Origin of the sequence: Microbulbifer okhotskensis (assembly GCF_023895975.1) — a bacterium.
GTDB lineage: Bacteria > Pseudomonadota > Gammaproteobacteria > Pseudomonadales > Cellvibrionaceae > Microbulbifer > Microbulbifer okhotskensis.
On sequence record NZ_JALBWM010000020.1, the window covers coordinates 1 to 24,075 of the forward strand.

General features: G+C 51.6%; 20 protein-coding genes. 13 read left to right on the top strand and 7 right to left on the bottom strand.

Features of this window, described 5'->3' with window-relative positions:
- Nucleotides 1-295, top strand: a 295-nt coding sequence (locus tag MO867_RS06880) for an IS30 family transposase (RefSeq protein ID WP_252465546.1), incomplete at its 5' end; no start/stop codon positions are given.
- On the opposite strand, the gene MO867_RS06885 is transcribed toward MO867_RS06880, so the two are convergent.
- The 3 genes from MO867_RS06885 to MO867_RS06895 all read right to left on the bottom strand — a co-directional run bounded on the left by MO867_RS06885 (nt 279) and on the right by MO867_RS06895 (nt 4,430).
- On the bottom strand, nt 279-689 hold the full coding sequence (locus MO867_RS06885; RefSeq protein ID WP_252465548.1) for a DUF4124 domain-containing protein: 411 nt from the start codon (nt 687-689) through the stop codon (nt 279-281). The two genes, MO867_RS06880 and MO867_RS06885, sit on opposite strands and share 17 nt — an antisense overlap.
- A gap of 175 nt (nt 690-864) precedes the next feature.
- Nucleotides 865-2,337, bottom strand: a complete 1,473-nt coding sequence (locus MO867_RS06890) for an aminoacyl-histidine dipeptidase (RefSeq protein ID WP_252465550.1) — start codon at nt 2,335-2,337, stop codon at nt 865-867.
- Nucleotides 2,338-2,462: 125 nt separating this feature from the next.
- Nucleotides 2,463-4,430, bottom strand: a complete 1,968-nt coding sequence (locus tag MO867_RS06895) for a VacB/RNase II family 3'-5' exoribonuclease (RefSeq protein ID WP_252465552.1) — start codon at nt 4,428-4,430, stop codon at nt 2,463-2,465.
- A 541-nt stretch (nt 4,431-4,971) separates the two neighbouring features.
- Here MO867_RS06895 and MO867_RS06900 point away from each other — a divergent pair.
- Nucleotides 4,972-6,060, top strand: coding sequence for a Glu/Leu/Phe/Val dehydrogenase dimerization domain-containing protein (locus tag MO867_RS06900; protein WP_252465553.1), 1,089 nt, complete (start codon nt 4,972-4,974; stop codon nt 6,058-6,060).
- A 218-nt stretch (nt 6,061-6,278) separates the two neighbouring features.
- Nucleotides 6,279-9,095 carry a M16 family metallopeptidase gene (locus MO867_RS06905; protein ID WP_252465554.1) on the top strand — a complete coding sequence of 939 codons (2,817 nt, stop codon included), beginning with the start codon at nt 6,279-6,281 and terminating at the stop codon, nt 9,093-9,095.
- Nucleotides 9,096-9,153: 58 nt separating this feature from the next.
- Here MO867_RS06905 and MO867_RS06910 read toward each other — a convergent pair whose 3' ends face one another.
- Nucleotides 9,154-9,765: a glutathione S-transferase family protein gene (locus tag MO867_RS06910; protein ID WP_252465555.1), complete on the bottom strand. Its 612-nt coding sequence runs from the start codon at nt 9,763-9,765 to the stop codon at nt 9,154-9,156.
- Between the two features lie 90 nt (nt 9,766-9,855).
- Here MO867_RS06910 and MO867_RS06915 point away from each other — a divergent pair, with 90 nt between their 5' ends.
- A complete protein-coding gene (locus tag MO867_RS06915; protein WP_252465556.1) occupies nt 9,856-11,220 on the top strand; it encodes a metal-dependent hydrolase family protein in 1,365 nt (454 codons plus the stop codon).
- Between the two features lie 98 nt (nt 11,221-11,318).
- Here MO867_RS06915 and MO867_RS06920 read toward each other — a convergent pair whose 3' ends face one another.
- Together MO867_RS06920 and MO867_RS06925 are read right to left on the bottom strand one after the other, a co-directional pair.
- Entirely contained in the window at nt 11,319-12,035 is a 717-nt protein-coding gene (locus tag MO867_RS06920) for an SIMPL domain-containing protein (RefSeq protein WP_252465557.1), read from the bottom strand.
- Between the two features lie 206 nt (nt 12,036-12,241).
- A complete protein-coding gene (locus MO867_RS06925; protein WP_252465558.1) occupies nt 12,242-13,408 on the bottom strand; it encodes an aminotransferase class V-fold PLP-dependent enzyme in 1,167 nt (388 codons plus the stop codon).
- A 75-nt stretch (nt 13,409-13,483) separates the two neighbouring features.
- On the opposite strand from MO867_RS06925, the gene MO867_RS06930 reads away from it, so the two are divergent.
- The 8 genes from MO867_RS06930 to MO867_RS06965 all read left to right on the top strand — a co-directional run bounded on the left by MO867_RS06930 (nt 13,484) and on the right by MO867_RS06965 (nt 22,695).
- A complete protein-coding gene (locus MO867_RS06930) occupies nt 13,484-13,924 on the top strand; it encodes a VOC family protein (RefSeq protein WP_252465559.1) in 441 nt (146 codons plus the stop codon).
- 41 nt (nt 13,925-13,965) lie between these two features.
- Nucleotides 13,966-15,069 (top strand): hypothetical protein, encoded by a 1,104-nt coding sequence (locus tag MO867_RS06935; RefSeq protein WP_252465560.1) that lies wholly within the window; start codon nt 13,966-13,968, stop codon nt 15,067-15,069.
- 2 nt (nt 15,070-15,071) lie between these two features.
- Nucleotides 15,072-15,737: a GntR family transcriptional regulator gene (locus MO867_RS06940; protein ID WP_252465561.1), complete on the top strand. Its 666-nt coding sequence runs from the start codon at nt 15,072-15,074 to the stop codon at nt 15,735-15,737.
- A 381-nt stretch (nt 15,738-16,118) separates the two neighbouring features.
- Complete coding sequence (locus MO867_RS06945) at nt 16,119-17,468, top strand: aspartate aminotransferase family protein (protein WP_252465563.1); 1,350 nt, start codon at nt 16,119-16,121, stop codon at nt 17,466-17,468.
- Between the two features lie 114 nt (nt 17,469-17,582).
- The gene (locus MO867_RS06950) at nt 17,583-18,968 is read left to right on the top strand and encodes a glutamine synthetase family protein (RefSeq protein ID WP_252465564.1); all 1,386 of its coding nucleotides are present in this window, start codon (nt 17,583-17,585) and stop codon (nt 18,966-18,968) included.
- Between the two features lie 522 nt (nt 18,969-19,490).
- Nucleotides 19,491-20,834 (top strand): glycosyltransferase family 4 protein, encoded by a 1,344-nt coding sequence (locus tag MO867_RS06955; RefSeq protein WP_252465565.1) that lies wholly within the window; start codon nt 19,491-19,493, stop codon nt 20,832-20,834.
- Nucleotides 20,834-21,586, top strand: coding sequence for a class I SAM-dependent methyltransferase (locus MO867_RS06960; RefSeq protein ID WP_252465566.1), 753 nt, complete (start codon nt 20,834-20,836; stop codon nt 21,584-21,586). The genes MO867_RS06955 and MO867_RS06960 overlap by 1 nt, the downstream gene beginning before the upstream one ends.
- Nucleotides 21,583-22,695, top strand: a complete 1,113-nt coding sequence (locus tag MO867_RS06965) for a prenyltransferase/squalene oxidase repeat-containing protein (protein WP_252465567.1) — start codon at nt 21,583-21,585, stop codon at nt 22,693-22,695. Before MO867_RS06960 ends, MO867_RS06965 begins: the two co-directional genes overlap by 4 nt.
- Here the strand turns inward: MO867_RS06965 and MO867_RS06970 are convergent.
- The gene (locus tag MO867_RS06970) at nt 22,624-23,241 is read right to left on the bottom strand and encodes a class I SAM-dependent methyltransferase (RefSeq protein ID WP_252465568.1); all 618 of its coding nucleotides are present in this window, start codon (nt 23,239-23,241) and stop codon (nt 22,624-22,626) included. The genes MO867_RS06965 and MO867_RS06970 overlap by 72 nt on opposite strands.
- A 107-nt stretch (nt 23,242-23,348) precedes the next feature.
- Between MO867_RS06970 and MO867_RS06975 the strand changes: the two genes are divergently transcribed.
- A complete protein-coding gene (locus MO867_RS06975) occupies nt 23,349-24,071 on the top strand; it encodes an acyltransferase (protein ID WP_252465569.1) in 723 nt (240 codons plus the stop codon).
- Nucleotides 24,072-24,075: the final 4 nt, after the last annotated feature.

The window sequence follows — 24,075 nt, forward strand, 5'->3', positions numbered from 1 at the left end:
CATAACTTTCGACAACGGCGGTGAATTCGCGGGCCATCAGTCGATCGCGCGAAAACTAGACTGCAAGATATATTTTGCCAAGCCGTATCACTCGTGGGAGCGAGGGTTGAACGAAAATACCAATGGGCTGCTGAGGCGTTTCTTCCCGAAAGGGGTGAAAATTGGCAAGCTACCGAAAAGCCAGATTGACGATGCGGTGTTTCGTATTAATGCCCGCCCAAGAAAAATGTTAAATTATTGGAGCCCGCTGGAATTTCTAGTGGGTAAGCGTGTGTCGCTTATGTTGGCAATCTAGCTTTTAAATTGGGGGTGTTCGTTTCAAAAATATCGGCCTTGGATTTAGGCGGGATAATTCCGTATAGGACTGTATTGGACTCAGAAAGTTTTACTTTGACCTGTATTGGGGCGGAGTAAGGGTTGTTGGCTACGATAGAAAATGAGCCCCTTCTCTTTGAAGTAAATACTTTTGGTTTAACTGCCTTTTTAGTGATGTGCTTTTCTTTTATTTCCTGGGTTACGGTATTTTGGTTGGGCCGCTTATCACTGAAAATCCAATTTCCATCTTTATTTTTGTATTTGTAGATTTGGCTGGATGCGGGGGAGCTTAATGTGGCGATTAAAGTTAAAAGAATCAGTTTTATTTTTTGCATTAATTTTTTGTTTTGTCCATTGCTGCGAACTATTGACATTAACCCCCTTGCACTTGTGGATATTATTTCGTGGAAGGGTGGGGCTTCACTCGTTGTTATTGGAAGTGGACTGAAGAGGATAAACGGCGATCTTTAACTCTCGCTGGCTTGAGCTACATTTATGTGAGGCGGGTTTCGGGGGGGGGGGGGGATGCCCTGAAACCCTCTTGAATAGTCAGTGTCGTGAGGGAATAGCCTGGACTACTTTTATAAAGTAATCCCAGAAGTTGGCCACACTCTGAATATGTACTTTTTCCTCTGGGGAGTGAGCGCGGCGGATCGTTGGGCCAAAGGAGACCATATCCCAATTGGGGTAGGGCTTGGCCAATAAGCCACATTCCAGGCCTGCGTGAATCACTTTTACTTCGGCTTTCTCACCGGTCATCTCCTTGTAGACTTCTTTCATCATCGCCAGTAGCGGTGAGTCGGGGTTGGGGGGCCAGCCGGGGTAGTCGTTACCCAGTGTTGTTTTGGCGCCAGTCAGTTCGAAGGTGGCTGCGACATTGAGGCCGTGTTGATCGCGTGCACTGTCTGAGAGGCTGCGTACCAGGCATTGAATCTGAATCTGGTGCTCGCCATTATTTTCAGTGGTGACAACACGAGCTAGGTTATTGGACGTTTCGGCGATCCCTTCAAGCGCGGTACTCATACGCTCCACACCGTTAGGACAAGCGCGAATAGCCCGGATTAGAGTCAGTTGGCTAGCTGCATCCATAGTGGTTGCCGGCAAATCTGTAGGTTCCAGAATCACCTGCAAGTCGGCTTCGTTATCCAGTTCCACAGCAATTTGTGTGCTTTCACTCTTAACGATTTGCTGCAATTGGTCCTGAACTTCAGAAGGGGCCACCAAGGTGGTGAATGACTCGCGTGGAATTGCGTTGCGCAGGCTGCCGCCGTCGAGACTGGCGATCCGCAGCTGCGGAATCTGGCGAAGTGCGGTGTCAATAATGCGATTGGCAATTTTGTTGGCGTTACCTCGGCCCTTGTCGATATCCAGCCCGGAGTGGCCACCGCGCAGGCCTCGTACGGACAGCTTTACCGCCACAGCACCGGTTAGAGCCGCCTCTGCGGTGAAGGTGAAGTTGACATTGACATCGATGCCACCAGCACAACCGATATAGAGCTCGCCTTCGTCTTCGGTATCCAGGTTTAGCAATAAGTCGGCTGCAAAATACCCAGGCTTCAGGTGCTTGGCACCGGTCATTCCGGCTTCTTCGTCAACAGTGAGTAGGGCTTCCAGAGGTGGATGGGGAATATCGGTGGATTCCATCAGTGCCAGGATCGCAGCAACCCCGATACCGTTATCGGCTCCGAGCGTGGTGCCCTCAGCAGTAACCCACTCGCCATCTACGTAGGGCTTGATGGCGTCCTTGAGGAAGTCGTGCTGAGTGTCGGCATTCTTCTGCGGCACCATGTCGACGTGACTCTGCAGAGCTAGGGTCTGGCGGTCTTCCATGCCGGAGGTTGCAGGCTTCTTGATAATAACGTTGCCGATCTCATCCAGTTGGACATCGAGCCCGCGGTTCTTGGCAAAGCTGACGATATACTCCACCACTTGGTCTTCGTGCTTGGATGGCCTTGGAATCTCGCACAGCTTGGCGAAGTGTGTCCACAGTGGGGTTGGGTTCAGCTCAGCAATATTGCTCATTGGTCGCCTCGGTTTATTCTGTTCTATAGCCGGTTCCAGAGCCTAAACCGATCGGGGCGGCGTGTCGGTTACCGGCAGCGGGAGAGCCCGGCGCGGGCCGGGCTCTTGGATAAATCGGTTGGGATTTATTCCTTGTTGTTGCCTTTGGCTTGGAGGCTTTCAGCAGCGAGTTCGAAAGCAACGCGTCGTTTGTCTACATCGACAGACGCCACCTTAACGGAAATCGTCTGCTCCAATTGGAAGCGCTGCTCGTTGTAGGTGAGGGTCAGGTGCTTACCGTCGAACTCGGGGAGGTTTTTCTTGTTTCCGTTCATGCGGACAAAGCCATCGATCCCAAAGTCATCAAGCTTCACGCCAATACCGGCACCATTCACCAAGGCGATTTTGCCGGAAAACTCTTGACCCGCTTTACTCTCGATAAATTGAACGTAGAGCCACTGCTCCAGCGCTCGATAAGCCTGGCGCCCACGGGTTAGACTTTCCTGTAGGGCTTCAACTTGTTCGTCAGCAAGGGGGTTGGCGGCAGCCCCCTGTGCGGCGGCGCGCAGCACGCGGTGGTTGTGCAAATCGTTGTACTTGCGAATTGGCGAGCTCACAGTGGCATAAGCCTTGAGGCCCAGGCCCAGGTGGGGACCAGCTTTATTATCAAACTGACCGGGACGCAGCATACGCTTTAATACGGCGAGTAAGTTCTGCATCTGGGAATCACTTTGGCTTTCCAGATGCTTGACCAGCCCCAGGTAGTGCTCCAGCTGGTTCAAATCTCTCTCTGCGTGCTCAGGCAGGAGTTCCTTCAGCAGACTGCGCACTTCTCCCAAACGCTCTTCGCGGAAGCCCAGGTGTACGGAGAAGCAGCCCTGCTCGAGTTCGGCGAGCTTGCTGCCCATACTGATGTTGGTTGCGAGCATGGCTTCCTCAACCATGCGCTGGGCAATATTGCGCTTCTGCTTCTCAATGCGCTCGATCTTGCGCTGGTCATTGAGGTGGATTTCATAGTCAGGGCGATCCTCCATCGCCAGCGAGTGGCTGGCCCGGTAGGCTGATCGAGCTTGATGGACGGCGGCGAGGTTGCGCAGGCTTTCTTGCTGCTCTTGCGGTACCGCTGAGTTGTCTCCCTCAATAAATTGGCTGACTTGTTCATAGCTCAGCTTGTGTTGGGAGCGAATGGCCGCAAACTCGTAACGGCTTTCGCCGATAGTGCCATCGTTGTCAATATTGATATGTGCAACCAGGGTGGGGCGCAATTCGCCAGGTACCAGTGAGAACAGGTTCTCACAGAGGTTGTGGGGTAGCATTGGCAGGGTTTCACCCGGTAAGTACTGGCTGTGGGCGCGTTTAAACGCTTCTTTATCCAGGGGGCTGCCCTCCTCAATCACGGAAGAGGGATCGGCAATGGCAATATGCAGGGACCAGCCGCCTTCGCGGCGGGTTACCGCCAGGGCATCGTCCATATCGCGGGTGGTTTCCGCATCAATAGTAGCAAAACCTAATTCGGAAAGTTCTGTCCGCTCCGCGTTAACTGCCGTCAGCTTCTCGGCAATACTCTCGGCCTGCTTTTGTGCTTCGGGGCCAAATTGTTCGGGGAGTTTAAACTCTGCGACCACATAGGCGTGCTCAATCCCGGGCATATCCGGTTTGCCGATGACACTCTCGACCTTGGCTTGGGCTCGGCCGTCCTTAAATGGGTGGCGGTTTACCTTGCAGGCAATAAACTCTCCTGGTTGGGCTTTGCCGCGGGCTTTCGGCGGGAGGAAGATCCAGCGAGACAGGCCACTCTGTGTGGGTTGTACAAAGTGACCCTGGCCGCGCTGCACATACTGACCAACGAGATAGTCGAGCGGGCTATCGAGTAATGAGTCTAACTCTGCGGCAAGCTTGCCTTTGTTCTCCTCCGCGAGGCTTACTCGCACTCTGTCACCAGGGAATACACGCTCCATCTCGTTGGGAGGCAGGAAGGCTTCCCTTCCGTCATCCAACTCAACAAAGCCAAACTTGCCGTTACTGCCGCGTACCCGGCCCTCGGCAAACTCCTTATTGGAGCGAATATCTGTTTTCAGTTGCGTAAGTTGTTTGAGAGCGTCGGCATTCAGCATCGAGTTTATCTCTATGGGTCGATTTGGGCGCGGATTCTACCAGACCCTGTACAGTGGATGTAACGAGGTTGAGCAGCGGAAATTATCTTAGTATCTATGTCGTTTATCTTTCAAAAAACTTCAATAAGCTACTTGTTGTATCTCTGCGACTGCCAGTCTAAGGGGCAAAGGGGTGGCAATCGAGTTGGGCTGGGGCAAAACTCTTGGAAATTGTCTTCTCTGCTACTCGTACCCTAGAGGACTTTTGTGTTTTCTAAAGAAGGTGCTTTGGGCTGGCTTCACAGGCTTGAAAACAGCCTGGGCTGGGTGTGTGGAGCTTGGCGCCTGGATTGATGACCGGCTGGCCCTCACTGTTCCCATGAGGTCGATCATCCTAAAAAATCCTTACCCGTATGATGGTTTAGCTATTAAATTGCTGTTATGTGCAAAATATGCAAACTTTGTCTGTGGGAGCTGGATATAATCTTATCCCAGATAAAAACAGATAAGGGCTGTGGTTGTTCCCCAGCTGTAGAACCGGCCTTCCGGAGAGGAACAGTTAATGAGTATTTTTTCCCATTCCGCCTACGATAAACACGAACAAGTGGCGTTTTACCAAGATGCAAAGAGTGGCCTGAAGGCCCTTATCGCGGTACACAATACGAATTTGGGTCCCTCACTGGGCGGTTGCCGTATGTGGCCTTATGCCGATGATGGCGAGGCTTTAAATGATGTTCTTCGCCTTTCCAGAGGCATGACTTACAAGTCTGCAATGGCTGGTTTGAAGTTAGGTGGCGGAAAGTCCGTCATTATTGGCGATCCCCGCAAAGAAAAGACCCCCGAATTGCTGCGTGCGATGGGCGAGTTTATCAACACCCTGGGCGGTCGCTACATTACGGCGGAGGACTCTGGTACCAGTGTCGCCGATATGAGTGTGATCGGAGAGACCACCGAGTTTGTCTCCGGTCTGTTTGCCGGTTCTGAATACGGTGGTGATCCTTCCCCCTCCACAGCCTACGGCGTGTTTGTCGGCCTTCAGGCGGCGGCAGAGCACCGTTGGGGTAAAACTGATCTGACCGGTTTGAAAGTATCCATCCAAGGGGTGGGTAATGTTGGCTTTCGTCTGGCCAAGCTCTTGAAAGACGCCGGTGCGGAACTGTTCGTTACCGATATTTTCCAAGACAATATTGATCGTGCGGTGACGGAGCTGGGCGCTATAGCCGTAACCGCCGATGAGATTTTCGATCTGGATGTGGACCTATTTGCACCCTGCGCTATGGGGGCGATTCTCAACGACGACACCATTGGGCGCTTAAAAGTACAGGCAATCGCCGGTGCAGCAAACAACCAGCTGGCCGAGGGGCGCCATGCGCAGATGTTGCGTGAGAGGGGCATCCTGTATGCACCGGACTACGTTATCAATGCTGGCGGTATTATTGATGTTTACTACCAGCAGAAAGGTGACTATGACGCGGCTGAAGTCCGTGCGCATATTGAAGACATAGGGAACACTATGAAAGAAGTGTTCCAGCGAGCGGATGAAACCGGTGAAACTACAGCGCATGTGGCAGACCGTGTTGCAGAAGAGCGCTTTGGTCACCACTCTGTAGTGGGTGAGGCTGAAGACAAGTCCGGTACCGTGGCTGCATAATGTTTTCAGTGCAAGAGCAGATCTGATGACCTGATTCCTTGGGCGACCGTCATCTTCGCTTCTCTCTGTGATGTATTGATTTGGGCACTTCGGTGCCCATTTTTTTGTCTGAAATATTGATCAATTTGAAGGTAAGCAAGGGTTCTGCTGATACTGAATAGGAAAGCTGGCCTAAACTTGCCATCCTGAATCCGCGGTTTTTTAAAGGGAGTGACAATATGGACTTGCGTCCAGTGCTCATCAGTATGGTTATCGCCATTACAGGTCTTACCGCTTGTGAAAAGTCTGGTGACGATACGCCTCATGCGCTTTCCGTCGACAAACAGGCTGCGGCCAGCAGCAAAGCAGCGGCGTCCGATAAAGAGGCCTATGTACCTCCGCCCAAATTGGAGATTCCTTTCCATAAAGAAGTACTGCCCAATGGCCTGACCGTCATTGTGCATGAGGACCATAAGGCTCCAGTGGTATCTACCAATATCTGGTACAAGGTGGGCTCCAAGGATGAGCCAGAGGGTAAGACCGGGTTTGCGCACTTGTTCGAGCACTTGATGTTCAACGGCAGCGAGAATTATCCCGGCGAGTATTTTGAGCCCTTCCAGCGTTCAGGTGCTACCGATATGAATGGCACCACCAATAACGACCGCACCAATTATTTTGCCACTGTCCCCAAGGGCGCCCTGGATATGGCTCTGTGGATGGAGTCCGACCGCATGGGGCATTTTAAAGGGGCAATCACCCAGGAAATGCTGGATGAGCAGCGTGGCGTCGTCAAGAATGAAAAGCGTCAGGGCGAGAATGCCCCTTATGGCAAGGCGTTCGATGTTATTGCCAAGAGCACCTTTCCCAAAGGACATCCCTATTCTTGGACACCGATTGGCTCGATGGAAGACCTGGATAATGCCAGCCTTGAAGATGTGAAAAAATGGTTTGAGGAGCACTACCAGCCCGCTAATGCTGTATTGGTGATTGCTGGGGATGTCAATGTCAAAGATGCTATGGCCAAGGCTCGCAAATATTTCGCGGATATTCCGAGCACGGGGGTTCAACCGCGAATTAAGAGTTGGGAACTACCGACCCAAATAAAAAAACGGGAAGTAGTTTACGATCAGGTACCACAAACCCGCATCTATAAAGTTTGGAATGTACCGGCCGTAGGTAGCGAAGTGGAGGATGCGCTGGAATTGATGACTTCTCTTCTAGCGAATAGAAAAAACTCTCTTCTCTATCGCCGGCTGGTTCGCGATGAGAAGGTGGCAACCAGTGTCAGTGCTTTTTACTACGGCCGCCAACTGGCGGGGCAGTTGATTATTATTGTCGATGTAAAGCCGGGTCAGTCTGTAGAAAAGGTTGAAAATCTACTCAATACAGAATTAAAGCAATTTGCATTGAATGGCGTAAATGCAGAAGAGTTGCGCCGGGTCAAGCAGAGTGAATTTGCTGGCTTGGTAAAAGGATTGGAAAAAACCGGTGGGTTTGGTGGTAAGAGCGATATTCTTGCCCAATCAGAATTTTATTTTGGCGATCCGGGTGCACTGGTTAGAGGGGTAGCAGATTACGCTAAAGTATCCGCCCTTGAGGTCCAGGAGGTAGCACAAGAGTGGTTAAAGGAGGATTCCTACACCTTAATTATTGAACCAAAGAAACAATTTACTACAGCGGTCGAAGGCGCTGATCGCAGTAAGTTGCCAGAGGTTGATAAGAATGTAGAGTTGGAGTTGCCAAAACAGAAAGAATTTACGCTCAAGAATGGCTTGAAAGTTGTTTTGGCTGAGCGTCACGATACCCCCGTGGTGTTGATGAATCTACAATTTCGCAGTGGTGCCTCTGCCGATCAAAATAAACCCGGATTGGCTTCGGTTGCCGCTCAGATGCTCAATGAGGGAGCTGGTGACCTGGATAGCCTGGAGTTCAGCTCCCGATCTGAGGAACTTGGGGTCAATATCGGTGGTGGTAGTGGTCTCGACTACAACAATATCAGTATGAGCGCCCTTAAAACTCAATTGGAGCCATCACTGGATTTGTTTGAAAAAGTAGTTACCGAGCCGCGCTTTCCTGAGGCAGATTTGGAGCGGGTCAAGTCTAATCGCCTGGATGCGATCGCACAGGAAAAGGCTCAGCCACAGGGTTTGGCTATGCGCGAGCTCCCCCCATTATTGTTTGGAAAGAAGCACCCATATGGCTCCCCGCTCACGGGCTCAGGTACCTCTGAGGGTATTAAGTCGATAACCCGAAAAGATCTGGTTAATTTCCAAAACACTTGGGTACGCCCTGATAATGCCACTCTGACGGTGGTCGGCGATGTGACAGAGAAGGAAATAGAACCGCTTCTGAATGAAACTCTGGGCAAGTGGTCTGCTCCGAAAACAGCGTTGCCAGAAATTGAGGTGGCAAAGGTTCAGCGTCCTGGTAAGGCGCGAGTGTTTTTGTTGGATCGCCCGGGCGCACAGCAAAGTTATATTATGGCGGGGCTATTGATGCCACCCTGGCAGCCACAAGGGGCGGAGGCGTTCGACGCGATGGCGAATACTATCGCAGGCAAATTTACCTCCCGGGTAAATATGAATCTGCGTGAGGATAAGCACTGGTCTTATGGTGCCCGAGCAGTATCTATGGATACCGAAGGGCAGCGGCCGTATATTCTTTTTGCGCCGGTGCAAACCGACAAAACGGCTCCGGCTATTAAAGAGCTGCTAAAAGAATATCAGGATTACCTTGGTAATCGGCCGATAACAAAAAAAGAACTTGAGGACTATCAAAATGATGAAATTCTCAAGCAGAGTGCGAGATTTCAGACCAAAGGGCAGTTACTTTCCAGTATCAACTGGCAAATAGAAAAGGGGCTACCTGAAAAATATATTGCCGAGTATCCGCAGCGAGTTGCTGCCCTGGACAAGCAGCAAGTAGAAGCTTCAGCGAAGGAGTTTCTTGCTCCAGATCAATTTACCTGGGTTATTGTTGGTGATTTGAGCAAAATAAAAGGGGATGTTGAGGACTTGGATATTGGTCCCGTTGAAGTGTTACCGACAAAAGACTGACGCCAAAAAAGTGCCCCGCCACTATGAGGGTGGGGCATGGAGGGTGGGGCATGGCTGTTTAAGCCTTGAAACTGGGACGTTCTTTGAGTTGTTCGCGCCACCTGGTCAGGTGGGGGTGATTTTCAGTACTTGGGCGTAAATTTTGCACCTTCCCAAAATCCAGGCTACAAACCATGCTGATGTCAGCAACTGAAAAATAATCGCCTACTAAGTACTGGTGATCAGAAAAGTGGTTATTCAATGTGTCCATAAATTTAAGTGCACGTTTGCCCGAGTCTTCGCCAAAATCTGGGTAGACATTCATGCGGTCTTTGAAGAAGCCAGATACATGCTGAAAGCACATCCCGACGGGAAACATCAGGTTGAAATCCGCGCGACGATTCCACATTTCCACCTGCGCTTTCTCTTTTGCATCGCGCCCAAAGAGGGGGGGCTCAGGATGTAGTTCTTCAAAATATCGCTGAATAGCCACAGATTCAGCAATATAAGTACCATCATCTAATTCCAGTACCGGTACTTTCTTGTTGATATCTTTGCTGCGAAAGTCAGGGCTAAGGTTCTCGCCCTTGGTGATATCTACTCCCACATAATCCGCGTCGATACCCTTTTCTACCATATACATGCGAACACGGCGACAGTTGGGTGCTGTTGCAAATTCATAGATTTTCATTGGGACTTCCTCTCACCTGAGTAATTGCGTAGATTGTGCGATCTCCGTTAAGGACGCTATGAATCTAAAAGAGATCTACAGGGGACGACAATGACAACAAAGACCAACCAAAGCTACTTTGTCAACCGCGTTGCTGCCGTGGCTTTGTCTATATTTACCGGGGTTTTTAGTTTGCAGGCTGGGGCTGAGAGTATTGCAATATACGCCGGTAAGCTATTTGACAGTAGTAATGGAAAATTATTGGAAAACCGTACCGTTCATATTATCGATGGACGCGTTGATTCGGTACAAAAAGGGTTTGCCAAGCGCGATCGGGAAAAACTGGTGGATTTGCGCGAATACACGGTTCTACCGGGTTTAATGGATATGCACAGCCATCTCACTTACGAATTTGGTCCGCAAGCCTATATGGAGTCCTACACTTGGAACCCTGCAGATTTCACCTTGCGGGGTGTAGATGCGGCGCAGCGCACCCTGCAAGCGGGGTTTACCACTATTCGTAATCTTGGCGATCACGACAATGTGACGGTAAGCTTGCGCCGGGGAATCAATTCAGGGCTGATTGATGGGCCGCGTATTTATACGGCGGGTAAATCCATTGCCACGACTGGTGGCCATGCCGACCCGACGAATGGGCGTCGATATGACTTGGTGGGGGATCAGGGTCCGGTAGATGGTGTAATTGATGGACCTATCAGTGCGCGCAAGGCGATCCGCCAGCGCTACAAAGATGGGGCCGACCTGATCAAGATTACCGCTACCGGTGGTGTACTCAGTGAAGCCAAGAGTGGCCAAAATCCCCAATTTATGCAAGATGAGCTAGAGGCCATTGTGGAGGCGGCGCGGGATTATGGCTTTACCGTGGCGGTGCATGCCCATGGCAAAGAGGGAATGATCCGTGCGATTCGCGCTGGGGTTGACTCCATTGAACATGGCACTTACATGGATGATGAGGTAATGGACCTGATGCGCCGCAAAAACGTATGGTTTGTACCCACGTTAATGGCAGGGGAGTGGGTAACAGAAAAGTCGGCGATTGAGGGCTTCCTCCCTGAACTGGTACGACCCAAGGCTGCTGTTATGGGTCCCTTGATGCAGGACACTTTTTCCCGCGCTTATAAGCGAGGCGTAAAAATTGCTTTTGGGACAGATACCGGCGTCACTCGCCATGGAAACAATGCCCGTGAATTTTTGCTGATGGTTCAAGGGGGGATGAGCCCAGCCGATGCACTACGCTCAGCTACTTGGAATGCGGCACAACTGTTACAGGTGCAGGATCAACTTGGCAGCATCAGTGAAGGCAAAAAGGCAGATATTATCGCCGTTGCAGGAAACCCTCTGGAAGATATTTCTGAAATGCAGCGAGTGCTCTTTGTGATGAAAGACGGGGTTGTTTATAAGGAGCCCAGCGAGTTGCCTGCGGATATTTTTATCGAAGAGGGCGCAAACGGTTAATTTGGCGTTTGTTTTTCTATAGGCAGAGGCAGTGACAAAATAAGTATCACTGCCTCTGATAGAAGGCTGCTAAGCCTTCCCTAAATCAGTTTCTCAGATCAATCTTCCAGCTCGTAGACCAGGTTCAGGTTTACAGAGAGAGTAGTTTCTCCCGGTGCGATAGGAGTCGATGCATTGTCTTTCATTGTGGCCATTTCGGCGCGGGCACTGTACATAGGGCGGGGCATACCCCCATTGCCATTTTCGGATATGCTGACAATTCGGCGAACTTTGGTACCCAGGGCTTTTGCGTAGATATCTGCCCGCTCCTGCGCGTCTTGCAGGGCTTTTTCACGAGCTTTGGCCTGAACCGGGCCGAGCTCTCCAATCTCAAAGCTAGGGCCGTTAATCCGGTTGGCTCCGGCAGCCGTTAAATTGTCCAGGACCTTGCCGAGCTCATCGAGTTTACGGACCTTTACACGGACGGTATTTCGGGCTGTGTAACCGGTAATGACCGGTTTCTTATTTTGTTGATGTTGATAGCGTGGAGACAGGCTGACGCCGCTGGTTTGAATATCCTTCTTGGCAATCCCTGATTTCTTAATCGCAGCCATCAAGGATTCCATCTGGTTGGCGTTATCGCGCATTGCCTGCTTGCTGTCTTCAGACTCTGTCACCACGCCAACAGAAATACTTGCAATATCGGGCACCTGGCTCGCTTCGCCATGGGCGGCAATGGACACCATGGTTCCCCGTGCATCGGGTGCATGGTCACTGCCGCAAGCAGCAGCGACTAGGGAGAGGAGCGAGATAACCGAGATTTTTACTGCCTTCATAAATTTTCCTTATCGCTGGGGGCTTAATATCGCAACAAAATAGGCGCCATCATCTTAATGGTACAATCCTGAACCGCAGCTGAGCCGGTTTGAGGGCTGTGAATTAACAGCCCTACTGATTATGTGGGTGTTACGGTGAGGGCGAGAGTATTACTCTTCCCTATGATTATTCCGAAAGCTACCCTGTTTAGTGCTGTATTACCACTTTAAGAGCTGAATACCTGCTGGTAAGTTTCATTCTCATCGTGATAGATGGCGAAGCCAAGCCTGAGGTACTGTTGTCTGCGATCACAGAGTACTGCTCGGGCTTTAAGCGCTTCCTGGATTCGCTGTGATAGTTCAGGTTGTGAGCAATCAAAGGTAAAAAAGTGGCCATGCCCATACTCTAAATCATGGCAGACCAAGTTGTTGCGGTTCAAAACTGGATGGTTTGATTTATCCATACTCTGAAGGAATCTGGTTTGTGCTCTGAGGATATAGCGATGTATTTTATCTATGGTTATACCTTCTCGGGCAAACAGGTCAAAAATTGCCAGAGCTTTATACAGGGTTGAATAATCCATGGTAGCCCCGGCAAATCGCAGCCAGTTATTGCTATAACTGACTTCGTCTGAGCGGTTTTCCAGTTCTGCCATTTCTGCAAACCAGCCTGTGTTGAGCGGCCTCAGTGGGCAGTCTGCGGGGATGCTCATAAAGCACAAGCCTTCTCCTGCACCAAAATATTTGTATGATCCAGCAGTAAAAAATATTTTGTTTGCCACTGCAGCCAAGTCGATGGGGCGAGCAAAGTATCCGTGATAGCCATCGATTACAAACTGGGTTGTCTTTGGCTTCTGCTCCGCGATTTCCAGTAAGCGCGGAAACACCACTCCAGAATCGAAAAAGACCAAGCTGGCGTAAGCCAGTTGATACTGGTTCCTGTGAAGTTCGGTTTCGAAGCGCTCTGCCAGAGTGGCATAGGGTTCTCTGGGGATTCTCGTGACTTTCACCTGAGGGATTTCTTCGAGTCTTTGCAGTTGACGGGTAAAACTGTAGAACTCTCCGTCAGTAGTCAGAATATGTAGGGGCTGGCTCGGATCGAAGGCACTGATGAGCCGGTACACTAATTCATGGGTGTTTGGCGCTATCGCGATCAAATCGGCGCTGGGCAGATTCAAGCTTTTCGCAACGGCTGCTTGCCATGAGGGGATTTTCTCTTCAAAAATTGGTCCCCACTTTTCATCGGCCAGTAGGGATGCGTCGCGCCAATATTGTTGTACTGCATCCAGAGTTACGTCCGGCCAGTAATGGTGGGAGTGGCAGGCCATATGCAGCATGGAAGAAGGGCTGCCGCTAGGGGCTTGAAGAAACTCGCTATAGAATTTTTTATACATTTGCGTTTAGCTAAGTGAAGCTGAATTATTAGTTATGAGCCGATTGTAGAGCTTGGCAACAAGAAGGAGTAGAGGGTGAAGTACTTACACACTATGGTTCGAGTGTCGAATCTGGATGAATCTCTGGCGTTTTACTGTGAAAAGTTGGGTCTGCAAGTCGTTACCCGAAAAGATTACGATAAGGGTCGCTTTACTTTAGTGTACCTGGCGGCTCCTGAGGATGTTAACGCGGCCCGTGAGAGCAAGGCCCCAACTTTGGAGCTTACGTACAATTGGGACCCTGAGAGCTACAGTGGCGGACGAAATTTTGGCCACCTGGCTTACCGAGTCAATGATATTTATGCGACTTGTCAGCGACTGATGGATGGGGGAGTTACGGTTAACAGGCCGCCCAGGGATGGCCATATGGCATTTCTGCGCTCCCCCGATGGGATTTCCATTGAGTTATTGCAAAGTGGCGAGCCCTTGCCCCAACAAGAGCCCTGGTTGTCGATGGAGAATCAGGGCGAGTGGTAGGTGAGGTATGGGGTTGGATAGCCAAATAACAGAGAAAATGAGTGAAAAGTACTAGTTGTATTTTACTGGCCGGAGCAACTGCGGCCCGTCGTATACGTGAGCAGGGTCTTGACCAAAAACAATTTTCCACCCTCGTAGGCGCCTCGGGCGGCCCGAAATGGTTGGCGATCAGCCAGCTGGATCGAGTTTTGATGGGCGAGTTTTTTAAGGGCCGGAATTCACCGATTGCGACCCTGGGGTCCTCTATCGGCAGTTTTCGCAATATGTGTTACGCGATGGCGAATCCGTTGGCAGCGCTTGAGCGGTTGGAAGGTCACTATATCCAGCAGAGTTATTCTGTAAAACCTGCCCCAGAGGAAATTACGGCTGGCGGTCGGAAAATGTTACTGGAGGTTCTTGGCCGGGGAGGCGCCCGAGAGGTGGTGGAGAATCCCGTCTGGCACAGCCACTTTGTGACTGTCAGGGGAAGGGGACCTCTCGCCAGTGAAAAGCGTGCGTTATTGGCCCCGGCACTCTTTGCTTCTGCCATAGCAAATGTGGTTTCTCGCAACAGTTTGAGTGCTTTTTGGGAGAGGGTGGTATTTCACACGCAAAATACGGGAGGTATTCAGTTTCAAAATCTGAGTACCATCAATATCCCGCTGACTGAAAAAAATACCAGTGCTGCTGTGTTGGCCAGCGGTTGTATTCCGCTGGTGATGGCGGGAGTGCAAACCCCATTGGGAGCGCCCGAGGGCAACTATCGCGATGGTGGAATTACCGATTACCACTTCGATCTGCGTTTCCGTCACCCGGAAGGGTTGGTGCTCTATCCTCACTTTTTCCCATATATGGTGCCGGGCTGGTTCGATAAAGGGTTATCTTGGAGGCGAGTACGTGGTGATGCAATGCGGTCCACACTGGTAGTGGCTCCATCCCCCAAATTTGTTGCCTCTTTACCATTTGGAAAGATCCCCGATCGCAATGACTTCTACACACTGGACCAGGAGGAGCGTTTGAAATACTGGGGGCAGGTGGTGGACCTCAGTCGACGAGTAGCAGATGACTTTTATGAGATTTGGCAAAGTGGTCGCGCGGCAGATTATGTAATAGAGGTAGGTGCCGATGATATCCCCCACAAGCTGGAGCAGGTTAGGGCCACATAAACATGGTACAGGAATTTAATAGTCCTCAGGAAGAGTATCGTACGACTCAGGAGCGGGTCTATTTTCAGGTCCGCGATGCCATTTTACGGGGGAAATTTTTGCCCGGTAGGGCGATTACCATTCGAGGCTTGGCTGCGGAACTCGATTGCAGTCCTATGCCGGTGCGAGAGGCATTGCGAAGGCTGACATCTGAGCGGGCATTGGAGTTGTCGGATACCCGGCGGGTCAAGGTGCCGACAATGACACCGGAAAAACTGACGGAAATCTGCGCCGCTCGGGTTGCCTTGGAGTGTCAAGCAGCGGAGCAGGCACTGCCGCTGGTGAATGAGGTTGAGCTTGAGAAGCTGCGGCAGTTGGATGAACGGGTTACGTCGGCGCTGGAGCAGAAAGATATTGAGCAATATGTAACGGCTAACCTCGAGTTTCATTTCACCCTGTATCGACTCGGCCAGCCCCACATTATCCTGTCTTTGATCGAGAGCTTATGGCTGCAAACCGCCCCGCTTCAACACCTGGTGTTTCAGCGCTTTGGTGTGCAGGAGTTACCCGATCGCCATCAGGACCTTCTCGCAGCGATTGGCAGTAAGGACGTCGAGCAAGTACGCAAGGCGATTCAGCAAGATATTGAAGAAGGGCTTGGTTCCATCTCCGCTGAAGAGCTGTTGTAACTTGCGGTTGAAAAGGTCTTCGGTGGTTCTTTCAGCTTGGATTTGTGACTTGTGGTGGTAAATCCTCCATGACAAATCACAGACTTATCTGCCCGTCCCTGGAGCCCCCTCAACCTTGACTGTTCAGTCCTGAATTTTGCAGTTTATATCCCTCCCGAGTTCTATCTGCCGACTTTATGTTTCGGGCAGGGGCAGATAGATCTTGCACTTCTGTCTATCGCACCACTAAAATGTGATCACAAATTAGTGGTAACGATTTGGCCTGTGGTGCCCGTTTAACGGGCTCTGTAAGGCCGGTGACAGATTGGTGAGACCTCCTTTGCCGGATTTTGCTGGCGTAAGTGGTAGTAAAGGTCTCAAGGTGAAAGCCAGGAGAGAAATATGAACAAGACTGAGCTACAGCAACACGACCGCGAGCACCTGTTGCACCCTTTTACCGATTTCCAGGATTTGGGGCAGCAGGGAACCCGGGTGATTACCAGTGCTGAGGGCGCTTACATCACCGATATCGATGGCAATAGATTGCTCGACGGAATGTCGGGTCTCTGGTGTTGTAATCTGGGTTATAGCCGTAAAGAGATCAGTAATGCGATCTATGAGCAGTTGAACACCCTACCTTTCTACAACAGCTTCTTTCAGTGCACCACCGTACCCTCTATCGAATTGGCTGATGTCCTTGCGGAAGTGACCCCGGCACACATGAATAATGTGTTCTTCACCGGCTCAGGTTCTGAGGCAAATGATACTAACCTCCGCTTGATCCGCCGTTTCTGGGATCTTCAGGAAAAACCTGAAAAGCGTATCGTTATTTCTCGCATGAACGGCTACCACGGCTCCACTATTGCGGGTGCCAGTTTGGGCGGCATGAATGGCATGCACAAGCAGTTCCAGCCGCTCGACTACATTGAGTATGTGCAGCAACCCTACTGGTTTGGAGAGGGGGGCGATCTGTCCCCGGAAGAATTCGGAATCCAGGCGGCGCGTAGCCTGGACGAAAAAATCCAGGAATTGGGCCCGGAAAAAGTGGCCGCCTTTATCGCAGAGCCAATTCAGGGCGCTGGTGGTGTCATTATTCCACCGGAAACCTACTGGCCGGAAGTGAAGAAAGTATTGGACCAGTACGACATTTTGTTAGTGATGGATGAAGTGATCTTCGGCTTTGGTCGTACTGGTGAGTGGTTTGGGTCTGATTATTACGGCCTAAAGCCCGACCTGATGACTTTCGCCAAAGCAGTCACCAACGGTTATTTCCCGCTCGGCGGCACCATGGTGAGCGATCGTGTCGCTGAGGTGATCAAGACCAAGGGCGGTGAATTTACCCACGGCTACACCTACTCGGCTCATCCTGCGGCTTGTATGGCCGGTTTGGTGACTATCAATATTTTGCGCAATGAGAAGATTATCGAAAATGTGCGTGATGTGACCGGCCCCTACCTGGCCAAACGCTGGGCCGAACTGGCGGAGCATCCGATAGTCGGTGAAACTCGCAGTCTCGGTATGGTTGGTGCGCTGGAGCTGGTGAAAGATAAGGCCAGTCGTGCGCGATTCGATGATAACTGCACCGCTGGTGGTGTTTGCCGTGATCTGAGCAATAAGCACGGCCTGGTAATGCGTGCGGTTGGGGATGCGATGGTTATTGCGCCGCCGCTTATTATGACCACTGAACAGGTGGATGAATTAGTGGAAAAGGCGCATCGCGCGCTGGACGACACGGCCAAAGCGCTGGCGTAACATAGCGGCACTGCACTCTGTAAGAGAGATGGCTCGATATGAGTCCCCTCCCGATGAATGGGGAAGGGATGTCGGGTCGTCTTTGCGGTTTGATTGGATCACCTCAGGCACCTTATGTCTCAAAAAAAAGAATTCACTGCCCAACCTGACCTGTTGGAGCAGTCGCACAAATTTCTGGCAGAGCACTCGGACTTAAAGTGGATCGAAGGCTTTATGTTCGATATCAATGGCGTGCCGCGCGGGAAATGGTTGCCGGCAGAAGCCGCAGAGAAGCTCCTGCAAGGCAGTCTGCAGATGCCGCGCAGTGCGGTCAGTCTGGATATTTGGGGGCGGGATATTGAAGACAGTCCGCTGGTATTTGCCAGTGGCGACAGCGATGGAGTTTGTCTGCCTGTGTCTCCCATGAGTCTGGCGCCCTGGCATCGCGAGGCAACAGCACAGCTGCATATGCAATTGCATGAGGCCGATGGCTCCTCACTCTACGCTGACCCGCGCGCCCAGCTGCAGCGATTGGTGGATCGACTGAAAAAGTTGGGCTACACCGCAGTCTGTGCGACTGAGTTGGAGTTTTATCTCCTCCACGATGAGGCGGATCATTTGGCGCGCCCACGTCCAGTCAGTGATAACGATGCCGAGCTGGTGCCATCTACGGACGTCTATGACTTGTCCGAACTCAATGCGCAGCAGCACTTTTTTGCCGATGTGCGTGCAGCTTGTGAAGCCCAGGGAATTCCGGCGGATTCTGTATTGTCCGAGTGCGCGCCAGGGCAGTTCGAAATTAATCTGCTACACAGTGCAGACCCGGTCAAGGTCGCTGATCAAACACTGCTGTTCAAGCGCTTGCTGAAAGGTGTGGCGCGCAGGCATGGATACCGTGTAAGTACTATGGCCAAACCCTTTGGGCATCAGGCCGGAAATGGGATGCATGTTCATCTAAGTTTGCTGGATAGTAGCGGTAAAAATGTCTTTGATGACGGGTCCGATATCGGATCTGAGCTGCTGCGCTATGCTGCAGCAGGTATGTTGACCACCGCGAATGACGCCATGGCGTTCTTTGCACCACACAGCAACTCTTATCGACGCTTCCAGGAGAGTTCGCACGCACCACTGAATCTTTGTTGGGGTTATGACAATCGCACCACGACTCTGCGAGTGCCGGCCAGTGATCCGGTGGCACGGCGTATTGAGCATCGTATTGCTGGGGCCGATGTAAACCCTTATTTGGTGTTGGCGGCCATTCTCACGGGTGTATGCCACGGCATTGAAAATCAATTGGAGCCCCCGGCACCGGTAGAAGGAGATGCCTATCAGGTTGAGAGCGAGAAGCTGATCAATACCTGGAGTGGCGCTTTGACGCGTTTTGAGCAAAGCCCCTTGTGGCGCGAGTATCTTGATTCTCGATTTGTAGAGTTATTTGTATTGCTGAAACGACAAGAGCAGGCGGAAATTGCCACTCGTGTCACCGACGTCGAATACCAAAGCTATTTGCACCGAGTTTAATGGCTGGCGGTGTGGTTTAACGCCGGTAGCGGTTTTACTAAATGGCTTTCACGTCAGGAGGAAAGGGAGGCTCTAATCCTCTGCTATACCTAAATTTAAGTGCGTAATGTACTTGAAACTCTCCTCCTGAAAGTGTGTTCGAGAAATCTGGCCCGCCTATCGGCGGGCATTTTTTATTCTAATTCCCCTCCTTTCACTCGCCGCAATACCATTTCCCAATGTTGCAACTGGATCGATTAGCTCCTTAACCGGCTAGGAGCCTGTCAGTTTTGGCTGCGGCAACGACGTTGCCTGCGGACGAGTTGATGTGGTGCATTGACTTGGCCCGTGTGCCCCCCCTTGGACCAGGATACCAATAGCGTGGACCGCTTCCGCCTAGCAGTCATTACCACGCCAGTGTATTCTTCCGCTTTACTAGCGAAACGCTCTGCTTAGTTGTTTCCGGTACTGCATACTTCGCGGAAGGGCGGTACCGGATCGGTTAATGTTGTGGGGTGCGAGAATATTGCAGATGGGGAAACTATGACCGCCTTGGGAAATTGTGCAGACGGTCCAATGGCTGGCGGTGTGCGGCCGCTAAGAATTTGCCTTTTAGGGTATCGCAGTCATCCACATAGTGGTGGACAGGGCATTTATTTACGTTACTTGAGTAAGGCTTTGGTTGATGCCGGCCACTCTGTAGATGTTATTTCGGGGCAGCCATACCCGGAGCTCGACGAGCGTGTGAAGCTGATCAAAATGCCAGGGCTAAATCTCTATGAAGTGGATAGCCCTGTGCGTGCTCTAAAGCTACGTCACCTGCTTTCCTGGGCAGATTTTTTTGAGTGGTGGAGCAAGCTTACCGGAGGGTTTGCTGAGCCCTATACCTTTGGTCGCAGAGTGAGTAAATACCTGCGTAAGCACGGTCATCAGTATGACATTGTTCACGACAATCAGTCGCTTTGCTACGGGTTGTTGGATATTGAAAAAAATGGTTTGCCGGTCGTTGCAACTATTCACCACCCCATTACGCGCGACCGTCAACTGGCCCTAGATGCGGCTCCCGATTGGCGTCTCCGTCTACTGGTGCGCCGTTGGCACAATTTTTTAAATATGCAAATCAAAGTATCGCGCAAACTCCGCCATATTGTAACGGTATCGAAGCAGTCAGAGCGAGATATCATCGAGCAGTTTGGCGTGAATGCCGAGCAAATACAGCTTATTTACAACGGCATTGATACCGAAATATTTAATCCTGGTACGGGGAATAAACGCCTGCCCCTGCGAATTATGACCACTGCCTCAGCGGATCAGCCCCTTAAAGGGCTGCGTTTTTTACTATTGGCGCTGGCTGAGCTGCGCAAGGAGTATGTCGATATCGAGTTGTTGGTGGTCGGCCGATTGCACGAGGGTGGAGCCACCGAACGTTTGCTTCATAACCTGGATTTACGCGACAGTGTTCAGTTTGTTTCAGGCATTTCCAATGAGGCGCTGGTCGATCACTATCGCAGTGCAACTGTTGTCGTATGCCCATCGCTCTACGAGGGCTTTGGCTTGCCAGCTGGTGAAGCGATGGCCTGCGGGGCGCCTGTGGTATCGAGTGATGGCGGTGCTTTACCGGAAGTCGTGGGTGATGCTGGGCTGGTAGTGCCGGCCGGCAGTCATGAAGCGCTGGTTGATGCTTTACGCAAGCTGTTATCCGATGAGGTACTGCGCAAGGAGCTGGGAGAAAAAGGCCGGCTGCGTATAGGAAGTAATTTCTCCTGGGGTCTTGCTGCAAGGAGCCTGGCCGCATATTACCGGGAGGTTCTTGGGCATTCCACAGCGGATCAACATAGTACTCCCGAGCTGGAAGCGCCCGGCATGCGCAATGCGGAGGCGGCTTAATGATTACGGTAGAACCACAGCATTTAAATCTCCGTCCGGGACAGAAAGTACTTGATCTTGGGTGCGGAGAGGGGCGTCATTCCATCCATTTGATGATCACCGATGAAGTGGATGTTTACGGCTTTGACCTTTGCTTTGCCGACGTACATACGGCGAGCGAGAGAGCGGAACCTTTTCGGGCTCCGAAACACTCCAGGGGTCGTTTGCAGCTTGGGGTTGCCAATGGCTTACAGCTTCCGTTTGCCGACGAGAGCTTTGATGTAGTGATTTGCTCTGAGGTACTTGAGCACATTGAGGACTACAAGCTGGTATTGGCCGAGATCGACCGGGTGCTAAAGCCCTCCGGTATTTTTGCCGCCACGGTGCCGGCCTTTTTTCCCGAGTGGGTGTGCTGGCGATTGAGCGACGAATATCACCAGGTAGAGGGCGGTCACGTCCGTATTTTCCGTGAGCGAGAGCTGCGCAAAAGTATCGAGGACCTTGGTCATCGTTATTTTGCTCGGCATAAGGCACATGCGCTACACGCGCCCTACTGGTGGCTCAAATGTCTGTTTTGGAGCAAGCCGGACTCACGCCTGGTGTCCGCTTACCACCGGCTGTTGGTGTGGGATCTGATGAAAAAACCGGCGTTAACTCGCGGCCTTGAAAAGCTATTGAATCCATTGCTGGGCAAGAGTATTGCTTTGTATTTCGTCAAATCTTCACAGCAAGTGCAAGAACCTCTTGCGCTTATTGAGGAGGTTGAAGCATGAATAAAATCTCCTCACGCGCTAAAACGACAGGCCTGTTCCCTGAAGGTTTTATCGCAGATAGTGCCGCGTATATTCTCTCTCAGCAGCTGCCAGACGGATCAATACCTTGGTTTAAGGGGGGGTATGCGGATCCCTGGGACCATGTGGAAGCTGCGATGGGGCTGGCGATTGCCGGTGAATACCGTGCGGCGGAAAAGGCCTATCGCTGGCTTGCTGATATTCAGCTGGAAGATGGCAGCTGGTGGGCCGCATATAAAGACGGCGCTATTGATAATCGGGAGCGCCGCGAAACCAATTTTGTTGCCTATGTGGCCACCGGTGTCTGGCAATATTTCCTGATAAAACATGACACACAGTTTCTGCAGCGCTTCTGGCCAATGGTGGAGCGGGCCATTGAATTCGTATTGCGTTTGCAAACTAAGTTTGGCGAGATCCATTGGGCAGTGGATACCGAAGGTGCAGCAAAAGAGGATGCGCTGATTACTGGGTGTTCCTCTATTTACAAGAGCCTGGAGTGCGCGATTAATATTGCCCACCAGCTCGGAGTGGCACGCCCTCAATGGCGGGTTGCCCGGGAGGCGCTGGGCAACGCCCTGCGCAATAAACCGGAGCGGTTTGATCGTACTTGGGGAAGCAAGGCACGTTTTTCCATGGACTGGTTTTATCCAATATTAACCGGGGCCTTTTCCGGTCAGGCGGCGCAGTTGCGACTGCAGCAGCGCTGGGATGAATTTGTGGTTGCCGGTTTGGGCTGCCGCTGCGTGAGTGATGAGCCTTGGGTGACCGTGGCCGAGTCCTGTGAGCTGACTATGTCGTTGATCGCTGCCGGGCAGTATTCCCGCGCGGAGGTTCTGTATCGGGGGTTACATCGCTGGCAGGACAAAGATGGGGGCTATTGGACAGGTTACGTCTATCGGGATGAGGCGGTCTGGCCAGAAGAGAAAACTACCTGGACGGTGGGCGCCATGTTGTTGGCAGCGGATGCGCTCGCCGGACTGACGTCGGCGAGCGCACTATTCACCTCGGTGTGCCTGCCCTCAGATGCGGCGCAGAATACCCAGGGTGTCGACTGTTTCGATGAGCTCGAATTGAGCGGAAGCCAGGGCTAGTTTGTAGATGTCGTAGGGTGCCTGGCCGCCATCGGCGGGGTCTGGGAAGATATCGTGAATTGCCAGGTAGCCACCGGGCACGATATGGCGAGACCAGCTGCGATAGTCGGTCATCGCCGCTTCCAGGGAGTGGCCGCCGTCAATAAAAACGAGCCCCAATGGATTATTCCAGCACCGCGCAGCAGTTGCTGAGGGGGCAACTATGGGAACAACCCAATCGTCCAGTTCAGCGGCGCGAATGTTCGCACGGAAAGTGCGAAAGCTGTCCATTAAATTTGCTTGGCCATCGAATAGTGCGGGGTCGTGGTATTCCTCCCCGGGCTGGTGCTCTTCGGAGCCGCGATGGTGGTCTACCGCAAACAGGACGCTGTCGGTCAGTTTGCAGGCGCTGGCCAAGTAAATCGACGATTTGCCGCAATAACTGCCGACCTCCAGGCATGGGCCCAGTCCACTGGCCTCTGCAGCCAAATGATAGAGCGCCTCCCCCTCATGGGCGGCGAGGAATCCTTTTATCGCTCGAATGTCGATGGGTAAATTAAGAGACATGGGTAACCGCTTGCTATTTTTCGTGGCCGAAACACTAAACTGCCGCAAATACAAAAGCAATTGGGATTTTTTTCCACCCCCTATCGGGCATAACCAGAATTAAAAATATGCGCAAGGACCATAGACCGTATTGGCTAAAGCGACTGCAACTGCGTTGGCGCAAGTGGCGTACCGAGTATTTCCTTTTGCCACAATTTGATGCTGTTGGGGTAGAGCCAGAAGTGATGGACCCGGGGTCTGTTTTTGTGTTCGGAGATAATGTCCGGCTCGGTAATTACCCCCACTTGATCTCCAATAGTGAGAAATGTATCCGCTTTACCACGTTTGGCCATAGGGGCGGAGAGGCCTTTATCAGCGTGGGTGATTTTGTGTTGATTTCTCCCGGAGTACGTATTTCTGCAGCGCAGTCCATTGAAATTGGCAACGCCTGTATGATTGCGGCAAATGTCTATATTTCAGATTCCGACTGGCATGGTCTTTATAATCGAACCCGGCCATTTCGATGTACGGCGTCAGTTCGGCTTGGTGATAATGTCTGGATTGGAGATGGTGCCACTATCTGTAAAGGTGTAACCATTGGTGATAACTCTGTGGTGGGAGCTGGCAGTATTGTAACCAAAGACGTTCCCGCAAATACGGTTGTTGCGGGAAATCCGGCTAAACCCGTGAAGTCGCTAAATCCAAAAAGGCGGATGATTACCCGGGAAGCACTGTTTGCTGATGCGTTTCGTCAGGCGCATAATCTGGATGAGCTGGATAAGATGATGCTGAAAGGAAATAGCCTGTTGGGCTGGTTCCGCTCTGTACTTTTCCCCCGCCGTGGTGACTGAAATA

Bases quoted from the DNA above. Each gene is read 5' to 3' on its own strand.
- MO867_RS06885 (WP_252465548.1), bottom strand. From the start codon at position 689: ATGTCAATAGTTCGCAGCAATGGACAAAACAAAAAATTAATGCAAAAA.
- MO867_RS06890 (WP_252465550.1), bottom strand. From the start codon at position 2,337: ATGAGCAATATTGCTGAGCTGAACCCAACCCCACTGTGGACACACTTC.
- MO867_RS06895 (WP_252465552.1), bottom strand. From the start codon at position 4,430: ATGCTGAATGCCGACGCTCTCAAACAACTTACGCAACTGAAAACAGAT.
- MO867_RS06900 (WP_252465553.1), top strand. From the start codon at position 4,972: ATGAGTATTTTTTCCCATTCCGCCTACGATAAACACGAACAAGTGGCG.
- MO867_RS06905 (WP_252465554.1), top strand. From the start codon at position 6,279: ATGGACTTGCGTCCAGTGCTCATCAGTATGGTTATCGCCATTACAGGT.
- MO867_RS06910 (WP_252465555.1), bottom strand. From the start codon at position 9,765: ATGAAAATCTATGAATTTGCAACAGCACCCAACTGTCGCCGTGTTCGC.
- MO867_RS06915 (WP_252465556.1), top strand. From the start codon at position 9,856: ATGACAACAAAGACCAACCAAAGCTACTTTGTCAACCGCGTTGCTGCC.
- MO867_RS06920 (WP_252465557.1), bottom strand. From the start codon at position 12,035: ATGAAGGCAGTAAAAATCTCGGTTATCTCGCTCCTCTCCCTAGTCGCT.
- MO867_RS06925 (WP_252465558.1), bottom strand. From the start codon at position 13,408: ATGTATAAAAAATTCTATAGCGAGTTTCTTCAAGCCCCTAGCGGCAGC.
- MO867_RS06940 (WP_252465561.1), top strand. From the start codon at position 15,072: ATGGTACAGGAATTTAATAGTCCTCAGGAAGAGTATCGTACGACTCAG.
- MO867_RS06945 (WP_252465563.1), top strand. From the start codon at position 16,119: ATGAACAAGACTGAGCTACAGCAACACGACCGCGAGCACCTGTTGCAC.
- MO867_RS06950 (WP_252465564.1), top strand. From the start codon at position 17,583: ATGTCTCAAAAAAAAGAATTCACTGCCCAACCTGACCTGTTGGAGCAG.
- MO867_RS06955 (WP_252465565.1), top strand. From the start codon at position 19,491: ATGACCGCCTTGGGAAATTGTGCAGACGGTCCAATGGCTGGCGGTGTG.
- MO867_RS06960 (WP_252465566.1), top strand. From the start codon at position 20,834: ATGATTACGGTAGAACCACAGCATTTAAATCTCCGTCCGGGACAGAAA.
- MO867_RS06965 (WP_252465567.1), top strand. From the start codon at position 21,583: ATGAATAAAATCTCCTCACGCGCTAAAACGACAGGCCTGTTCCCTGAA.
- MO867_RS06970 (WP_252465568.1), bottom strand. From the start codon at position 23,241: ATGTCTCTTAATTTACCCATCGACATTCGAGCGATAAAAGGATTCCTC.
- MO867_RS06975 (WP_252465569.1), top strand. From the start codon at position 23,349: ATGCGCAAGGACCATAGACCGTATTGGCTAAAGCGACTGCAACTGCGT.